The organism is Spirillospora sp. NPDC052242, assembly GCF_040679555.1.
In the GTDB taxonomy this organism is placed as follows: Bacteria; Actinomycetota; Actinomycetes; order Streptosporangiales; family Streptosporangiaceae; genus Spirillospora.
In genome coordinates this window covers 17,690-35,561 of the sequence record NZ_JBFAUZ010000023.1, presented here as the reverse complement: position 1 = coordinate 35,561, position 17,872 = coordinate 17,690, and the positions used below count along the sequence as shown (strand labels likewise).

The window sequence follows — 17,872 nt, the reverse complement described above, 5'->3', positions numbered from 1 at the left end:
CGCGCGTCCGGGGGCGATCACCGCCGGTGCGTTCCCGGTCAGTCCGCGCGCAGGTCGAGGCGCGGCCAGGGGGCGACGTCCTTCTGCAGCCGGCGGTCGTGGGTGGCGAGGACGACGGCCGCCGGGGTCGCGTCGAGGGCCTCGGTGAGCTCGTCCACGAGGGCGATCGACAGGTGGTTCGTCGGCTCGTCCAGCAGGAGGACGTGCGGGCGCGCGGCCAGCGCCATCGCGAGGTCGAGGCGGCGCTGCCGGCCCATCGACAGCTCGCGCACCGGCCGGCCCGCGTCCGCCGACGGCAGCAGGCCGAGGTCGCCCAGCGCGACCGCCTCGCCCTCGGCGAGGACGCCCGTGCTCACCAGCCGCCCGACGTGCGCGGCGAACACGTCGCGGGCGCGGCGGCCGCTCGCGCTCGGCGACTCCTGCGCGAGCAGCGCCACCCGCGCCTTGCGGGCGCGCCGCACGGACCCCGACGTCGGTTCCAGGGTCCCGGCCAGCACCGCCAGGAGCGTCGACTTGCCCGCGCCGTTCGGGCCGGTCACGACCAGCCGCGAGCCCGACTCCAGCGCGACCGACGCCTCCCGGTGCAGCCGCCCGTCGACCCGGACGTCCGTCGCGGTGAGCAGCCGGGCGCCCGGCCGCGCCGGGAGGTCCGGCATCCGGAACCGCAGCGGCGGCACCGGCGCGGTCACCGCGTGCCGCTCCAGGTCGTCGCGGCGGCGGTGCACGGACCGGACGAGCGCGGGCGCGCGCGTCGCCCGCTGGTGCTTGCCCGTGCCCTTGTCGGGCCGCCACCCGGTGACGAGCCGGTTCTGCGCCTCCGACAGGTCGCGGGTGAGCCGCGCGTGCTCGGCCCGCTGCCGGTCGTACTCGTCCTCCCAGCGCCGCAGCTCCGCCTCGCGCCCCTCCCGGTACCCGGCGAAGCCGCCGCCGTACACGGCGGGCCGCCCGTCGCGGCTCGGGTCGAGATCGAGGATCGTCGTGGCGACGTCGGACAGCAGCGCCCGGTCGTGGCTCACCACCGCGACGCCGCCCGCGTGGGCGCGCAGCCGCGCGGTGAGGAAGTCGAGCCCGGACGCGTCCAGGTGGTTCGTCGGCTCGTCCAGCAGCAGGAAGTCGTGCTCGGCGCCGAGGAGGCACGCGAGCCGGACCCGGTAGCGCTGCCCGACGGACAGCGCCGCGAGCGGCCGGGTCCGGTCGGTGACGGCGCCGAGGTGCTCCAGGGCGAGGTCGACGCGGCGGTCGGCGTCCCAGGCGTCGAGGGCCTCGGCCGCGTCGAGGGCGGCGGTGTAGGCGTCGTCGGCGCCGGGCCGCCCGTCGGTCAGCGCGGCGGTCGCGTCGTCGAGGGCCCGCAGCGCGGCGCGCGCGTCCGCGAGCTCGGCGTCGATCGCGTCGCCGACCGTGGCGCCGTCCCCGGCGGGCATGGCCTGCTCGGCGATCCCGAGGGTGCCGACGCGCTGGACGTCGCCCTCGTCGGGCGTGAGAACGCCCGCGAGGACGTGCAGCAGGGTCGTCTTGCCGCGCCCGTTCTCACCGACGATCCCCCAGCGCGCGCCGGGCGAGACGGTCATGGTGACGCCGTCGAGGACGGTGCGCCCGCCGCGGGCGACGCGGACCTGTTCTGCGACGAGCTGGGCGCGGGCGCGCGCGGGCAGGGTGATGGAAAGGGTGTTCATTCTTCCTCCGGACGGAGGCGCGCACGTGCGGACGGCACGTGGAAGCGGCGCCTTCGAGCTGGCTGATGGCAGCGTCAGACCGCCCGTGGCTCGCGCTGCGCGAGGGACGGGCCGTCCGGAAGGGGATCAGAGGAAGAACAAGCGTGGCACGGGATCGACGCTACCAACCGTGCCCGGATGCCGCACAACCGAATTTCCGCCCGGCGGATCCGGAAAGCGGCGACGATCGTCGCACTGGGGAACGCGACGATCAGGAGGGTGCGGATGTCAAAGGAATGGCCCGGTTGGCTTGTTCAGCGGCTGGACGGGGCCGTGGCGCGGGCCGCGGAGGACCCGCAGGGCGCGCGGGCGGACGTGCTCCGGGCGGCGGGGGCGCTCGCGGCGGGCGCGGTGCCGGAGTTCCTGGAGCACGCCGCCGGCGTCTTCGCGGCGGCGGCGCCGCCGGAGGAGGCGGCGTTCCTCTTCGGCCGGGCCCGCGACGTGGCGGACGCGCACGCGCGGCTCCTCGGCCTGCCCGCGGACGCCGCGCGGACGCACCGGACGCTCGTGGCGCTCGTCCCGTCCGGGGCGGTCACGGCGAGCCTGCTGCACGACCACCTGCGGCGCCTCGCGATCCTCCCGGAGCGGGAGACGGCGCACCGGTGGGCGCGCGAGGCGGTGGGCGCGTTCTTCGACGCGGGCACCGTCCCCTACCCGAACGTCGTGGGCGACCTGCTGCCGGTGGCGCGGGCGGCGGGGGCGGACCCGGCCGCCGAGGAGCGGTTCGTCGCCGGGCGGCTGCTGCGGGACGGGCTGCTGCCGCGCGCGCCGCTGCCGGTGTGGGAGGCGCTGGACGGGGCGCTGCGCGGGCTCGCCGCGGACGACGAGCCGCTCGACCTGCTGATCGCGGCTCGCCCCGACCCCGCCCTGTACGACGACCCGGAGCCGCGCGCCGCGCACCACCGGCACTGGCTGCGGCTCCTCGGGCTGGTCGGCGCGGGGCGGCGGCTGTCGCGCTCCTGGTTCCGGGACGCGGGCCCGCTCCCGGCCGCCGAGCTGCTGCGGCTGGCGTCCGCCGCGGGCGACCGGCTGTTCCCGCCGCCCGGCCCCTGGTTCGACCCCGCCGCCGACCCGGTCGTGGGCCGGGCCGCCCCGCACCCGCTGACCCCCGTCAAGCCGAAGAGCAGGTTCGACGAGGAGGCGCCGCGCTGGTGGGGCGACACCGACTTCGCCGCGATCGCCGAGACGATCGAGGGATCCCCGGAGGAGCGCCGGAAGCTGGACGCGTTCGTCCGCGCCCTCGGGCACTACGGCAACATCGACTACCCGGCCGTGATGCGCGCGATGCTGGAGCACGGCCCGATCCGGCGGGTGCTCGCGGAGCAGTTCGCCGAGTGGCGCGACGAGTGCGCGGCCGACCTCGACGGGCTGGAGCTGTCGCTGCCCCGGCTCGTCCCGCTGGCCGAGACGGTGCCGGACGCCGAGGTGCTCGCCGGCCTCGAGGTCGCCGACCCGGTGGACGCCGCGTGGCGGGCGCTGCGCGCGGGCCTCCCGGAGGAGCTGCGGTTCCCGAACGCCGGGAAGGGCGCGGTGACGGCCGTCCTGCACGGGGACCTGCTCACGCTCGGGCTGGACGGCGAGCGCATCGTCGTGCACGGCCCCGGCGGGATCGTGCACGAGCGGCCGACGCCCCTGACGCCCGGGACGTTCCCGTGGTTCGACGGCACGGACGCCTACCTGTCGCGGCTGCACGACGGGCGCCCGGAGACGTACCGGATCGTGGACGGCGGCCTCCTCGAGGTCCCGGACGGCGAACGGCTGCGCTGGCCGCAGAGCCCCGCGTCCGTCCCGGTGACGTTCCCCGGCGCCGCCGAACCGGTGCAGGTGACGCTCGACCGGGGCGTCCTGCGGCTGCTCGCGGACGGCCGGACGGTCGCCCGGCGGCGGTTCCCGCACGGCCCCGTGGACGGCGCCGTCCTGCCCCCGCCGGGCTTCTGGCCGCACCTGCCCCCCGCCGACCCGGACGGCTCGGCGGCGCTGCGCCGGCTGGACCGCGACGGCTTCGTCCGGCTCGTCGACGCGGCGCTCGTCAACGCGCGGGAGCTGGACGCCGCGCTCGCCCGCGTCCTGCCCGACGTCACCGACGCCCGGCTCCGCGGCGCCGTCCGGACGCTCGCCGACCGGGCCGCCGCGGCCCTGCGCCGCGCGCTGCGGCTGCGCGACGCGCTCCGCCTGCCGCGCCCGGCGGGCACGCCGGGCCGGGTCGCGAGCGCGGGCGGGCTGCGGCACGGGCGGTACATCGGGGAGGTCCCGGCCATCCGGCACCTCGCGGAGGTGGTGGCGGAGGCGGCCGGGTCCGGCCCGGCCTACGACACCCCGCACCCGCTCGGCCGCGTCGACCTCCCCGTGCCGAACTACCTGCGGTTCGGCGCCCTGGGCGGCGAGGCGCTGCGCGCGTCCCGTCCGTGGACGCCGGAGTACGAGCGCGCGCGGGCCCGCGACCTGCTGGGCGCGCTGGGCGACACGCCGTGGGGCGACGGCAGCGGCCGGTGGCGGCGCCTGTCGTTCCGGGCGAAGGCGACGCAGGACCCGGTCGGGCAGGTCTGGCGGACCCCGAACGGCGCGATGGTGATCCTGTCCTTCCAGGACCACCCGCACAAGGAGGCGGTGGCGATCGAGTACTCCCCCGACGCGTCCTTCCGCGACTTCGTCTTCCCCGGCTGGACGACCGGGCACGAGCCGCGCCCGCAGGGCTGGGGCGGCGCCGACCGCGTCGCCCGCTTCCTGCGCCTGCTGGACGAGCGCGGCCCGGCCCCCTACGACGTGCGGGCGGTCCACCGGCTGGCCGAGGCCACCGGACTGCGCCTGCACACGGCGGCGTCCGCGGCGTACGGGTTCTCGTACACGGTCGGCCGGGACGACGAGTCGTCGGGGTTGCCGGCCGAGGTCGCCGCGCTCTACCGCGACCCGGAGACGGGCGAGCTCGCGAAGCACGAGTCGTGGCAGCTCGACGACGCGCTCCGCGAGGTCCTGATGCCGGACGAGCCCGAGGACCTGTGGTTCGACGGCCTCGCCGTCGACCGGGCCGTCGAGTGGTGGGACCGCGTGGGCCGCCACCAGAACTGGCCCCGCGCCGCCTGACCGCCCCGACCTGTCGGCACCGACCGGCACCGACCGGCACCGAACGCCCGTGAGCGCATTGTGCGCTTACGGGCGTTTTGCGTGGTGACGGTGGGGTGAGAGGGGCGTCACGGCGCGGACGATTCCGGGTTGAGACTCTTGATGAGACTGGAGTCTCATGCTAGAACGTGTTCTAGATCTACGACCGAGCAAGCGCTCAGTCAGAGTCCCGTGCGGCGCGACGCGGGGCCGGCTCTTCACGAAGGGACGACCGTGACGCAACAGGACGTGGCCCTCGCCTCCACCGGCCGGGAGATCGACGTCATCGATCCCGGCGTGTACGAGCGGGGCGGCATCCCGCACGAGCAGTTCAAGTGGTTGCGCGAGAACGACCCGGTGCACTGGCACGCCGACCCGAACGAGGGCGTCCCCGGCTTCTGGGCGATCACCCGGCACGAGGACGTGGTCCGCGCGTCCCGCCGTCCCGACCTGCTGTCCTCGCAGACCCGGACGGCGATGTTCGAGGAGTTCACCGACGACGACATCGCCCTCTACGGGCAGATCATGCTGTTCCAGGACCCGCCGGACCACACGAAGCTGCGCGGCATGGTCAACAAGGGGTTCACGCCCCGGATGATCGGCCGGCTGGAGCAGCACATCCGCGACATCTGCAACAAGCTGATCGACGAGGCGGCGCCGCTCGGCGAGTGCGACTTCGTCGAGAACTTCGCGGCCCCGCTGCCGCTCTACACGATCTGCGAGCTGCTGGGCGCGCCGCTGGACCAGCGGCAGCAGATCTTCCACTGGTCGAACCAGCTCGTGGCGTTCAACGACCCCGAGTTCATCGGCGACCGGTCCGAGTCGCAGATGTACGCGGCCGAGTTCGCCGGGTGGGCCGGCGAGCTCGCCCGGGAGCGGGCGTCCACCCCCCGCGACGACATCGTGACGAAGCTCCTCACGCCGGACGAGAACGGCGAGCGGATCAGCGAGGACCAGTTCGCGATGTTCGTGATCATGCTGTCGATCGCCGGGAACGAGACGACCCGGACGGCGACGGCGGGCGGCATGCAGGCGTTCTTCGAGCGTCCGGAGCTGTGGCGGAGGCTGCGGGAGGACCGGAGCCTGCTGCCGACGGCCGTCGAGGAGATCGTCCGCTGGGTGAGCCCCATCAACCAGTTCCGCCGGACGGCGACGGCTGACGTCGAGATGGGCGGCAAGACGATCAAGGCCGGGGACAAGGTGGTGCTGTTCTACAGCTCCGCGAACATGGACGAGACGGTCTTCGACGACCCGTTCACGTTCGACATCGCCCGCGACCCCAACCCGCACATCGGCTTCGGCGGAGGCGGCCCCCACTTCTGCCTGGGCACCCACCTCGCCCGGATGAACCTGAAGGTCGTGTTCGACACGATCCTGGACCGGATGCCCGACATCCGGCCCGCCGGCGAGCCCCGCCGGCTGCGCTCCAACTTCGTCAACGGGCTGAAGGAGCTGCCGGTCCGGTTCACGCCGTCGGCTCAGCGTGCTTGACTCCACCCGAGACCTGCCCCTGGGACTGGAGGCGCGACGATGACGGTCACTCCCGACATCGACCTGGTCGAGCCGGGCTCGTACGAGCGCGGCGGCATCCCCCACGAGCAGCTGGCGTGGCTGCGCGAACACGATCCCGTCCACCGGCACAAGGGCGACCCGGAGCGGGGCGGCCCGCCGTTCTGGGCGGTGACGCGGCACGCGGACGTCGTCCACGTGTCTCGCCACCCGGAGGTGTTCTCCTCGTACGAGCGGCTCGCGCTGTTCGAGGAGCCGGACGAGGAGCACCTGGCGCTGCAGCGGCTCATGATGCTCAACCAGGACCCGCCGGACCACTCGCGCAAGCGGAGCATCGTGAACCGCGGGTTCACGCCGCGCGCGATCGGCGCGCTGGAGGAGCACATCCGCGACATCTGCCGGCGGCTCGTCGCGGAGACGGTGGCGCGCGGGGAGGAGGCGGAGTTCGTCCGCGACCTGGCGGCGCCGCTGCCGCTCTACGTGATCTGCGAGCTGCTCGGCGCCCCGCCGGAGGACCGCGACAAGATCTTCCACTGGTCGAACACGCTGATCGGCGCGGACGACCCCGACTTCCAGCGGAGCCCGGAGGAGGGGCAGCAGGCCGCGACGGAGCTGTACGCGTACGCGGCGGAGCTCGCGGCGGAGCGGCGGCAGAACCCGCGCGACGACATCGTGACGAAGCTGCTGCAGCCGGACGCCGACGGCGAGGTGCTGGACGGCGACGAGTTCGAGCTGTTCGTGATGCTGCTGTCGGTCGCGGGCAACGAGACGACCCGCAACGCCGCGTCCGGCGGGATGCTCGCACTGCTCGAGCATCCCGAGCAGTGGGCGCGGCTGCGGGCTGACCCGTCGCTCGTCCGGACCGCCGCGGACGAGATCGTCCGGTGGGTGACGCCGGTCAACCTGTTCAAGCGGACGGCCGTGCGCGACGTCGAACTGGGCGGCAAGAAGATCGCGGCGGGCGACAAGGTCGTGGTGTTCTACGCCTCCGCGAACCGGGACGAGGCCGTCTTCGACGACCCGTTCGCGTTCGACGTCGGCCGCGACCCCAACCCGCACATCGGCTTCGGCGGAGGCGGCCCCCACTTCTGCCTGGGCGCCCACCTCGCCCGACTCGAGCTGAGTGTGCTCTTCGAAACACTCTTGGACGCTATGCCCAATATCGAACTCAGCGGTAACGTACGGAGGCTAAGGTCTAGTTTCATCAACGGCATAAAGGAGATGCCGGTGCGTGTGCGACCGGTGTCCCGGGACTGACGGGAGTGGTGCGTGGGCAGGGGCTGGCGTGGGTGAGGCAGACGAGCCGGGCGGTCCACTGCGGGTGGCCCTGCTCTCGTACCGGAGCAAGCCGCACTGCGGGGGCCAGGGCGTCTACCTGCGGCATCTCAGCAGGGAACTGGTCGATCTCGGGCACACCGTGGAGGTGTTCTCCGGGCAGCCCTATCCCGAGCTGGACCGCGACGAGATCGAGCTGACCAAGCTCCCGAGCCTGGACCTGTACCGGGACGAGGACCCGTTCCGCACCCCGGCCCTCGGCGAGTTCCGCGACTGGGTGGACGTCCTCGAGTTCGCCCACATGCGGACCGGCGGGTTCCCGGAACCGCTGACGTTCAGCATCCGCGTCCTGCGGGAGCTGCGGCGCCGCCGCCGCGACTTCGACGTCGTCCACGACAACCAGGTCCTCGGCGTCGGCAACCTCGGCATCCCCAAGCTCGGGCTGCCGCTGGTCACCAGCATCCACCACCCGATCAGCGTGGACCGGCGGATCGAGCTGGAGGCGGCGCAGGGCGTCCGGCAGAAGTTCGGCAAGCGCCGCTGGTACGGGTTCGTGACCATGCAGTCGCAGGTGTCGCGGCGGATCGGGCCCGTCCTGACGGTGTCGGAGTCGTCGAAGGTCGACATCGTCAAGGACTTCAAGGTCGACCCCCGCGACATCGACATCCTGCCGCTGGGCGTCGACACCCGGATCTTCCACCCGCGCGGCGAGCGCGTCCCCGGCCGGATCGTGGCCATGGCCAGCGCGGACGCGCCGATCAAGGGCGTCGACGTGCTGCTGCGGGCGGTCGCGAAGCTCGCCACCGAGCGGGACGTGCACGTCGTCATCGTGAGCCGCCCGCAGAAGGACGGCCCGACCGAGAAGCTCGTCCGCGACCTCGCCCTCGGCGAGCGCGTCCGGTTCGTGAGCGGCATCAGCGACGACGAGCTGGGCGAGCTGCTCGCGTCTGCGGAGATCGCGGTCGTCCCGTCCCGCTACGAGGGCTTCTCGCTGCCCGCGGTCGAGCACATGGCGTCCGGCACGCCGCTGGTGGCGTCCCGCGCCGGGGCGCTGCCCGAGGTCGTCGGGGACGCGGCCGTCCTCGTCGAGCCGGGCGACGTCGAGGAGCTCGCCGCCACCCTGCGCGGCCTGCACGACTCGGCGGACGAGCGCGCCCGCGCCGGCGCCGCCGGTCTCGCCCGCGTCCAGGAGCGCTTCGCCTGGCCCGCCGTCGCGCAGGCCACCGTGCGGCACTACCGCGAGGCCGTCGCGCAGCAGAACTACCTGCGGCTGGCGCGGCGCGGCTGAAGACCCCACCCCAACAGCAAGGCCCGTGGGAACGCCCGCCGGGCGTTCCCCGCATGGAAGGAGCACGACCCTGCTGACCGTGGATTTCCAGCGGTTCCGCGTCGCACCCGGAGACCGCATCCTGGACATGGGCTGCGGAGCGGGACGGCACGCGTTCGAGCTGTACCGCAGGGGCGCGCACGTCGTGGCCTTCGACCAGGACGCCGACGAGCTGGCCGGCGTCGAGAAGATGTTCGGCGCGATGCGGCTCGCCGGCGAGGTCCCCGAGGACGCCGCCGCCGAGACCGTCCGGGGCGACGCGCTGGAACTGCCGTTCCCCGACGACCACTTCGACGCGATCATCGCCTCCGAGGTGCTCGAACACATCCCGGACGACATGCGGGCGATGCGCGAGCTGCTGCGCGTGCTGCGGCCCGGCGGGCGGCTCGCCGCGACCGTCCCGTCCTGGCTGCCGGAGCGGGTCTGCTGGGCCCTGTCGGAGGACTACCACACCGCCCCCGGCGGCCACGTGCGGATCTACACCCGCGCCGAGCTGGAGGCCAAGCTGAAGTCGACCGGCTTCACGATCGGCGGGCACCACCACGCGCACGGCCTGCACGCCCCCTACTGGTGGATCAAGTGCGCCGTCGGCGTGGAGAACGACGGCAACCCGCTCGCCAAGGCGTACCACCGGCTCCTGGTGTGGGACATCATGAAGCGCCCCCTCGCGACCCGGGTCGCCGAGCAGGTCCTGAACCCCCTGATCGGCAAGAGCGTCGTCGTGTACTGCAACAAGCCCGTCAAGACGGGCACGTCGGAGACCCCGGCGGAGGAGACCGCCGATGCGGTCTGACATCCCCGCCGTCCCGGGGGTCCTGACCCGCGGCGACATCGTCGAGACCGCCCGCAGCATCGCCCGCCAGCAGGAGCCGTCCGGCGCGATCCCCTGGTTCGCGCCGATCGACGGCATCGCCGGGCACGTCGACGCCTGGAACCACGTCGAGGCGGCGATGGCGCTGACCGTCGCCGGGATGGGCGACGCCGCCCGCCGCGCCTACGCGTGGCTCGCGGACGTCCAGCGGCCGGACGGGTCGTGGCCCGCCAAGTGGGTGCTCGGCGAGGTCACCGAGCCCGGCGGCGAGTCCAACCAGGCCGCCTACGTCGCGGTCGGCGTCTGGCACGAGCTGCTGATGACCGGCGACGAGGACTTCGCCCGCGCCATGTGGCCGACCGTGCGCCGCGCGATCGACTTCGTCCTCGGCCTGCAGACCCGCCGCGGCGAGATCATCTGGATGCGGACCGAGGACGGCCGCGCGTCCGACCACGCGCTGCTCACCGGCTGCTCGTCGATCTACCAGTCGCTCCGCTGCGCCGTCGCGCTCGGCGAGCGGCTCGGCGAGCCGCAGCCCGAGTGGGAGCTCGCCGCCGACCAGCTCGGCCACGTCGTCGCCGCGCACCCCGAGGCGTTCGCCGACAAGAGCCGCTGGTCGATGGACTGGTACTACCCCGTCCTCGGCGGCCCCGTCCGCGGCGAGGCCGCCGCGCGCCGCCTCGCCGAGCGGTGGGACGTCTTCGTCGTGCCGGGCCTCGGCTGCCGGTGCGTGTCCGACCAGCCGTGGGTGACGGCCGCCGAGAGCTGCGAGCTCGTCATGGCCCTCGACGCGTCCGGCGACCGCGACCGCGCCCTCGACCTGTTCTCGACCATCCAGCACCTCCGCCACGAGGACGGCTCGTACTGGACCGGCTGGCAGTTCGAGAACCGGCGGCACTTCCCGGGGGACCGCTCCACCTACACCGCGGCCGCCGTGATCCTCGCCGCGGACGCACTCGACGGCGCGTCCCCCGGCGCCCGCATCTTCAAGGAGATCGCCGGGCGCCCGCTGGGGCCGTCCGAGGCGTCCGATCCGGCGGCGTGCGGCTGCGCCCTCGTGCCCGTCGCCAACCCGGTCCGCACGCGCCTCTGAGGCGCCGCGGGGGCCGCACCGGACGCCCGTCCGGCACGGCCCCCGCCCTCACGCTTCGGCGCGCGGGTCCGCGTCTGAAACGCGTTCCAGTACGCGCAGCGATCCCTCGACCCGGCGCTCCTCGAACGCGCCGCTGCGCAGCGCCCGCAGGTACACGCGGTACGGCGCCTGCCCGCCGTCCGCGGGGTCGGGGAACACGTCGTGGATCACCAGCGCGCCCCCGACGGCCACGTGCGGCGCCCAGCCCTCGTAGTCGCCCTGCGCGTGCTCCTCGGCGTGCCCGCCGTCGATGAACAGCAGCGCCAGCGGGGTGCGCCAGAACGCCGACACGGTGCGGGACTGCCCCACGACCGCGACGACGTGGTCCTCGAGTTCCGCGGCCCCGATCGTCTTGCGGAAGGTCGGCAGCGTGTCCATCCGCCCCGTGCTCGGATCGACCAGCGACGGGTCGTGGTGCTCCCACCCCGCCTGGTTCTCCTCCGAGCCGTGGTGGTGGTCGACGGTGACCGCGACCGTCCCCGCCGCCCGCGCGGCGGCGCCCAGGTAGATCGCCGACTTGCCGCAGTACGTGCCGACCTCCAGCAGCGGGCCGACCGCCGCGAGCCGACCCCCGTACTCCAGGGCCGTCTCGTACAGGGCCGCCCCCTCGGCGTCGGGCATGAACCCCTTCGCCGCGCGCGCCGCCCGCAGCAGCGCCGCGGGCATCCCGGTCGTCCCCGGCCCGGTGGACGCCTCGCTCTGACTCATCGCCTCGCCTCCGCCGGGCACTTTATCCGACATGCCCCACCCCGCCACGCCGCCCCGGCCCGCGCCGCCTCCACGCAGCGAACCGAGCCCCAGCGCAGGGAACCGGCCGCGCCCGCGCGGCGGCGCCCCTCTGGAGGGCACCACGCGCGGGGGACCAAGCCTCGGCGCCATGGATCGGGGGCGGGCGGCGGGTGCCTCTGGAGGGGAACGGGTCGTCTCCGCGCCGGGTGGCCCGGCGCCGAAGGGCGGCGGGCCACCCGGCGCCTTCACTTGCCGATCAATAGTGGAACGTGTTCTACTTTTCCCTGAGTGCACCTCTCCGAACCATGTTCGGTAGGTTGGCGGCCGAGGACGGCCCGGGTCCGCGCGTCCCGCGCGCGCTCCGGGCCATCGAACGCTCACCGGGACCCCGCGAACGGAGAAGGCGATGAGAGTAGGAGTCGACCCGCTGGTGTGCGAGGCGAACGGCGTGTGCGTCGGGCTCGCCCCCGAGGTCTTCGACCTCAGCGACGACGACGAGCTCGAGATCCTGCGGCCGGACGTGCCCGAGGGCGAGGCCGACCGCGTGCGGCACGCGGTGCGGTCGTGCCCGAAGGCCGCGCTGACGCTCGAGGAGTAGCCGCCGGCCGTCCTCCCGGGCCGTCGCGCGGACCCGCTGTAGGCGGATTCGGACGGATTTCGCGGCGCGGTTGGTCACCGGAACCCCTCGCGTGCCATCCTGCTGCCTGTTCGGCGCGGACCACGAGACGATCATGGAGTTCGGGGTGGCCTACACGGGTGGATCGGGGCGGCCGCGCCGCCCCCGCACGGTCCGGGCGTTCGGCGGGCTCCCCCGGCTCGCGGCCGCGGCGGTCCTCGCCGTCCCGCTGGGCCTCGTCCCGTCCGTGGCGCACGCCGCGCCGCGGCCCGCACGCATCCACGACATCCAGGGCGCCGCGCACGTCTCGCCGCTCAACGGGGCCTCGGTCGTCGGCGTCCCCGGCGTCGTGACCGCCGTGGCCGGCACCGGCTTCTGGATGCAGGACCCGAAGCCCGACCGGCACGCCGCGACGTCCGAGGGGATCTTCGTGTTCACCCGCACGAGTCCGAGCGTCGCGCCCGGCGAGGTCGTCCGGGTGAACGGCCGGGTCAGCGAGTTCCGGCCGGGCGGCGCGGAGTCCGGGGGGCTCACCCGGACGGAGATCGGCGCGACGAAGGTCGCCGTCGCCGGGCGCGCGGACGCCCCGCCCCCGATCCTGCTGGGTCCGAGGGGGGTCAGCGCGCCGACGGACGTCGTCCGCAGCACGCACGGGAACGTCGAGCGCGGCGGCGCGTTCGATCCGGGCCGCAACGGGCTCGACTTCTACGAGGCGCTCGAGGGCATGCAGGTGCGGCTGCAGGACGCCGTGGCCGTGGGCCCGACCCTGTTCGGCGAGTTGCCCGTCCTCCCGGCGGGCGGCGCGGGCGCCGGGACGCGCACCGGGCGCGGCGGCATCCTGCAGCGCGACGGGGACGCCAACCCCGAGCGGATCATCCTCGACGACTCGCTCGCCCCGCTGCCGGTCGTGAACGTCGGCGACCGGCTGCCCGGCGACAGCGTCGGCGTCGTCGACTACGCGCTCGGCCACTTCAAGGTGCTGCCGACCGCGACGCCGCGCCACGCCGCCGGGGGCCTGCCCCGCGAGGCGACCCGCCCGCAGCGGCCCGGCGAGATCGCCATCGCCACGATCGGCCTCGGCGGCCTCAGCCCGAACACCCCCCGCGACCGGTTCCGCGCCGTCGCCGACGACATCGTCACCGGCCTCGCCTCGCCCGACCTGATCGCGGTCGACGACCTCCAGGACAACAGCGGCGCCAGGAACGACGGGACGGTCGCCGCCGACCAGACCGTCGCCGAGCTGATCACCGAGATCAGCGCGGCCGGCGGCCCCGCCTACGAGTGGCGCTCGGTCGAGCCGAAGAACAACGCCGACGGCGGCGACAAGGGCAGCAACCCGCGCGTCGGGTTCCTGTTCCGCACCGACCGCGGCCTCGCGTTCGTCGACCGTCCCGCCCGGTCGGGAACGCTCCCGGACGAGACGCCCGCGAACGAGCCGAATCCCGCGGTGACCGCCGTCCGCGCCGTCGCCCAGGGCGGGACGGCCGGGCTCTCCCGCAGCCCCGGCCGCATCGCGCCCACCGACGCCGTGTGGGCGGGCACCCGCAAGCCGCTCGCGGGCGAGGTCACCTGGCAGGGCGAGCGGATCATCGTCGTGACCGGCGAGTGGTACCCGAGCACCGCCGACGACGAGCCGCTGTTCGGCCGGAACCAGCCGCCGCAGCAGCCGACCCGCTGGCGCCGCGACGCGCAGGCGAAGGTGGTCGCCGGGTTCGTCCGGTCGGTGCAGAAGGTCGACCGGAACGCCAACGTCGTCGTCGCGGCCCGGCTCAACGACACCCCGGAGTCGCTGCCGGTGCAGGCGCTGGCGGACACGGGCCTGACCGACCTGCCCGCGGGGCTGCCGCCGAAGGACCGCTACACCGCCGTGACGGACGGCAACGCGCAGGCCCTCGACCACATCATGCTGAGCGAGTCGCTGAAGCGGCGCAAGCACGAGTTCGACATCGTGCACCGCACCGCCGAGTTCGCCGACCGGCCGGGCGAGCACGATCCCACGGTCGTCCGGATCGACCTGACGAAGCAGGGCGCGCCGCGGGGGGCGAAGCCCGCCCGCTGAATTTGGGACGCACCAAAAGATCGTCAACGGACGTCCCTGTAGGCGTCCGGAGTTATCCCGGCACGGGCCGGGGCAACGGTGGATCGTCAGATTCCTCCGGGAGGAGACGACCCCCATGGCCTACCGTTACCGCCGCACCCACATCGGGCTCGTCGGCATCATCTACCTCGTCATCGGCCTGTTCGTGGCGTGGGACCGCGGCTACATCACCCCCGACCTGCTCGGCAAGCTGCTGAGCGCCGTGCTCGCCGTCGTCCTGTGGTTCCTGGTCCTGCTCGGCGTCGACCTGACCATCGACACCTAGGTCCCCGGCGCGGACACATGCACCTCGCCGCCCCGGCCATAGACCCCAAATCGGCACAGAGGTTACGTTTCGGGCATGACTCAGAAGAACTGCAGTTGCGGACACGGCGGCGGATGCTCATGCCCGAAAGGCTGCTCCTGCGGCTGTAACGGCTGAACACCGCCTCACCCGAAGCCCTGCCGATCGCGGTGGCCCCGGCTCCGGCGCCCGGAGCCGGGGCCACCGCGTGCCGGTCATCCGGCCGCCGGGGAGCTCCCCAGGACGTCCGCGCGCCACAGCAGCGGCGTCACCGCCGCGCCGTCGTCGCTGCTCCCGGTGCCGAGCACTCCCCCGCCGAACGGCGCCAGCGCGGTGAGCCTCCGGTCCGCCGGGCCGTCGAGCCCCGGCACGGCCACGCGGCGCCACCCCCCGCCGTCCGGGGACGCGAACACGACGCCGTCCCGGGCGCCGGTGACGCCCGCGACGACGAACCCGTCCGGCGTCGCGGTCACCGCGGTGGGCGACACGTCCCCCACGCCCCGCGGCGTCCACGTCGCGCCGCCGTCCGCCGACACCAGCGGCGGCACGCCCGGCCCCACCGCCACGACCGCGCCGCCGGCCGCGGCGACGCCGGTCAGCGGCCCGTTCAGGCCGGACGGCAGCCGCACCGGCCGCCACGCCGCGCCGTCCGCGGACGTCCACACGGCCGGCGCCTTCGCGCGCGCGCCGACCGCCACGTACCCGTTCGCGGTCGCCGCCACATCGGCCGCGGCGCCGTCCAGACGGGCGGCCCGCCACCGCTCCAGATCGGCCGAACGCCACGCCGCGCCCTCCCCGACCGCGACGTACCCGGCCGGGCCCGCCGCGACCGCCGCCGGACGCTCCGCCGGGAACGCCGCCCGCCGCCACGCCACGCCGTCGGACGACCGCAGCGCGAGCGCCGCCTCGCCCGTCCGGCCCACGGCCAGCCAGCCGCGCGAGCCGTGCGCGACGTCCGCCAGCCTCCCCGGCGACGCCGGGGCCTTCGCGCGGGCCCACGCGGCGCCGTCCGCCGAACTCCACACCGCCGCGTCCCCGTTGCCCGCGCCGACCGCGACCGCCCGGCCGCCCGCCGCGGCCACCGCGCCGACCGTGCGCCGCACCCGCACCGCGCCCGGCACCTTCCCCAGATCGACGCCGAACAGGTACGCGTCATCGTCGAGCGCCCCGGCGATCGCGAGCCGGCCGCCCTCGACGACCGTCAGCGCCGCGACCTCCGCGCGCCCGACCGTCCCGGCCGCCCGCCACCCGCGTCCGTCCCCGCTCCGCACGACCTCCCGCCGCTTCCCGCGCACCACCGCCACGAGCCCCGCCCGCGACCCGCCGAACGACTCCACGCCCCGGTGCCCGGCGACGCCGAACTTCCCGATCGCGCTCCACCGCGCGCCGTCCGTCGAACCGAACACGATCGCGAACCGCTTCTTCCCGTCCTTCGCGTCCCGCACCGTGTAGAAGCCGCCCGGCCCCGCGACCAGCCCCTTCGTCGCCCCGTGGGACCCGTGGGACTGCCGCACATGGACCGGCCGCCACGTGCCCCCGCCGTCCGCCGAACGCCACAGCCCCTGCGCCGCGACCGTCCGCTCGACCTTCCGGCGACCCTTCCGCTGCACGACCTTCTTCGGGTACGTGCCCTGCGTCACGAGCGCGTCCCCCGACGCCGCCACCCCGTACAGGCCGATGATCCCCGGGACGCCCTCGCCCCGCCGCCACACGCGCCCGTCCGCCGAACTCCACACCACGCCCCGCCCGTCCGCCGCCCCCACGGCCACGAACCCCGCGGGCGTCCGCACCAGGTCGTTCACCTCGTCGGACGCACGGAACGCGGGCCCGAGCGCCCGGCGCGTCCACGCCCGGCCGTCCTCGCTCGTCCACGCCACGCGCTCGCCGTCGGCCGCCAGGCCCAGCGCCGCCCAGCGCCCCGCGCCGCCCGCGACCAGGCGCGGCCGGTCCCCGCGCGCCGGCACGGTCCCGTCCTCCGTCCGCGCCGAGCCCGCCGACCACGTCCGTCCCCCGTCGGCCGACGCCACGAACTCGGCCCGGCCGCCGTCCTCGCTCCCCACCGCGACGACCGTCCCGCCCGCCGCGTCGACCGCCGCGAGCTCCTGCACCAGCCCGTCGTCCGCCGCCCCCGGGTCGAGCGCGAACTGCGCGTCCGCCGCCACGACCCCCGGAACCGACGGCCGCACGGACCCGTCGTCCCCGCGGCCCGCGACGAACACCGCGCCGCCCGCCACCAGCGCGATCGCCGCCACGACCGCACCTCCCGCGAGCGCCCGCCGTCCCCGGTGAGTCCCCGCAGGCCGAACGCCCGCGCCTTCACCACCCGACGTCCCCTCGACGGCCGCAGGCTCGGGGGCCGCAGGCTCGACGGTCTTCACGTCCACGGGCTGGACGCGCACCGCCTTCACGGGCTCGGGGACAGCAGGCTCGTCGGCCTTCACGGGGGGCTCGGGGGCAGCAGGCCCACCAGGCTTCACAGTCTCGGGGGCAGCAGACCCACCAGGATTCACGTCCGCAGGATCGGCGTCGCGCGGTGCCTTCGCGGGTTCGACGTCGCGCGGCGCGTCGATCGTCTTCCGCTTGGCCGCCATCGCGACGACTCCCGGCCCGGCGGGCGCCGCAGCACGCCGCGCCCCACTCGCCGAGGCCGCCTTCCGAGGCCGAACGGAGGCCCCACCCGACCCAGACTTCCCGGGACGAACCTTCGCGTCCGGTTCCGCGCCCCCTGCAGCAGCACCCGGCCCGGCCACGTCGTCGCCCCCAGGGGTCACACCCGCCTCCGCTCCAGCAGCAACGCCCGCATCGGCCGTCCCCGCCCTCTCCCCGGACACCGCACCCGGACCGGACGCGACTCGATCACCGGACACGCCCACCTCCGACGCAGCACCCGTCTCGCCCCGGCTCCCGCCCTGCCCGCCCACCCGCACAGCGCCCTTCAGCCCGCCCTCACCATCCGCCCCCGCCCCACTCGACGCCCGCTCAGACTCCGCGCCGACAGGCTCAGCAACACCCACAGCACCCGGCGCCAACGCACCAGACACGCCCACCGACGCGGGCCGGTCCGACGCGGCGCCACCATTCGCCCTGCCCTCACCCGACGCCCGCTCGGACCCCGCAACCGGCTCAGCGCCACCAATCACACCCGCCGACGAGGGAGACGCCACCGCGCCCTCATCATCCGCTCCAGCGTCACTCGACGTCCGCTCGGACTTCGCGACCGGCTCAGCAACACCCACAGCGTCCGGCGGTACCGAGGCACCCGACACACCCGCCGACGCTGC

The 17,872-nt window shown here is 75.1% G+C and carries 12 protein-coding genes; 9 read left to right on the top strand and 3 right to left on the bottom strand.

Features of this window, described 5'->3' with window-relative positions; genetic code table 11:
- Nucleotides 1-38 precede the first annotated feature (38 nt).
- The gene (locus AB0L25_RS19935) at nt 39-1,673 is read right to left on the bottom strand and encodes an ABC-F family ATP-binding cassette domain-containing protein (RefSeq protein WP_500174120.1); all 1,635 of its coding nucleotides are present in this window, start codon (nt 1,671-1,673) and stop codon (nt 39-41) included.
- A gap of 264 nt (nt 1,674-1,937) precedes the next feature.
- Here AB0L25_RS19935 and AB0L25_RS19930 point away from each other — a divergent pair, with 264 nt between their 5' ends.
- From AB0L25_RS19930 to AB0L25_RS19905, 6 genes are all read left to right on the top strand, one after another.
- Complete coding sequence (locus AB0L25_RS19930) at nt 1,938-4,793, top strand: hypothetical protein (RefSeq protein ID WP_500174119.1); 2,856 nt, start codon at nt 1,938-1,940, stop codon at nt 4,791-4,793.
- Between the two features lie 252 nt (nt 4,794-5,045).
- Nucleotides 5,046-6,302: a cytochrome P450 gene (locus tag AB0L25_RS19925; protein ID WP_500174118.1), complete on the top strand. Its 1,257-nt coding sequence runs from the start codon at nt 5,046-5,048 to the stop codon at nt 6,300-6,302.
- Nucleotides 6,303-6,341: 39 nt separating this feature from the next.
- Nucleotides 6,342-7,577 carry a cytochrome P450 gene (locus AB0L25_RS19920; protein ID WP_500174117.1) on the top strand — a complete coding sequence of 412 codons (1,236 nt, stop codon included), beginning with the start codon at nt 6,342-6,344 and terminating at the stop codon, nt 7,575-7,577.
- 28 nt (nt 7,578-7,605) lie between these two features.
- Nucleotides 7,606-8,883 carry a glycosyltransferase family 4 protein gene (locus tag AB0L25_RS19915; RefSeq protein WP_500174116.1) on the top strand — a complete coding sequence of 426 codons (1,278 nt, stop codon included), beginning with the start codon at nt 7,606-7,608 and terminating at the stop codon, nt 8,881-8,883.
- Nucleotides 8,884-8,953: 70 nt separating this feature from the next.
- Nucleotides 8,954-9,715, top strand: a complete 762-nt coding sequence (locus AB0L25_RS19910) for a class I SAM-dependent methyltransferase (protein ID WP_500174213.1) — start codon at nt 8,954-8,956, stop codon at nt 9,713-9,715.
- The gene (locus tag AB0L25_RS19905; protein WP_500174115.1) at nt 9,705-10,826 is read left to right on the top strand and encodes a prenyltransferase/squalene oxidase repeat-containing protein; all 1,122 of its coding nucleotides are present in this window, start codon (nt 9,705-9,707) and stop codon (nt 10,824-10,826) included. The genes AB0L25_RS19910 and AB0L25_RS19905 overlap by 11 nt, the downstream gene beginning before the upstream one ends.
- Before the next feature lie 48 nt (nt 10,827-10,874).
- On the opposite strand, the gene AB0L25_RS19900 is transcribed toward AB0L25_RS19905, so the two are convergent.
- The gene (locus AB0L25_RS19900) at nt 10,875-11,573 is read right to left on the bottom strand and encodes a class I SAM-dependent methyltransferase (protein ID WP_500174114.1); all 699 of its coding nucleotides are present in this window, start codon (nt 11,571-11,573) and stop codon (nt 10,875-10,877) included.
- Between the two features lie 427 nt (nt 11,574-12,000).
- On the opposite strand from AB0L25_RS19900, the gene AB0L25_RS19895 reads away from it, so the two are divergent.
- The 3 genes from AB0L25_RS19895 (at nt 12,001) to AB0L25_RS19885 (ending at nt 14,573) form a co-directional block, all read left to right on the top strand.
- Nucleotides 12,001-12,192 (top strand): ferredoxin, encoded by a 192-nt coding sequence (locus AB0L25_RS19895; RefSeq protein ID WP_500174113.1) that lies wholly within the window; start codon nt 12,001-12,003, stop codon nt 12,190-12,192.
- Nucleotides 12,193-12,283: 91 nt separating this feature from the next.
- Nucleotides 12,284-14,269, top strand: coding sequence for a DUF8508 domain-containing protein (locus AB0L25_RS19890; protein WP_500174112.1), 1,986 nt, complete (start codon nt 12,284-12,286; stop codon nt 14,267-14,269).
- A gap of 115 nt (nt 14,270-14,384) precedes the next feature.
- Nucleotides 14,385-14,573 (top strand): hypothetical protein, encoded by a 189-nt coding sequence (locus AB0L25_RS19885; RefSeq protein ID WP_500174111.1) that lies wholly within the window; start codon nt 14,385-14,387, stop codon nt 14,571-14,573.
- A gap of 233 nt (nt 14,574-14,806) precedes the next feature.
- Here AB0L25_RS19885 and AB0L25_RS19880 read toward each other — a convergent pair whose 3' ends face one another.
- Nucleotides 14,807-16,843, bottom strand: coding sequence for a hypothetical protein (locus AB0L25_RS19880; protein WP_500174110.1), 2,037 nt, complete (start codon nt 16,841-16,843; stop codon nt 14,807-14,809).
- Nucleotides 16,844-17,872: the final 1,029 nt, after the last annotated feature.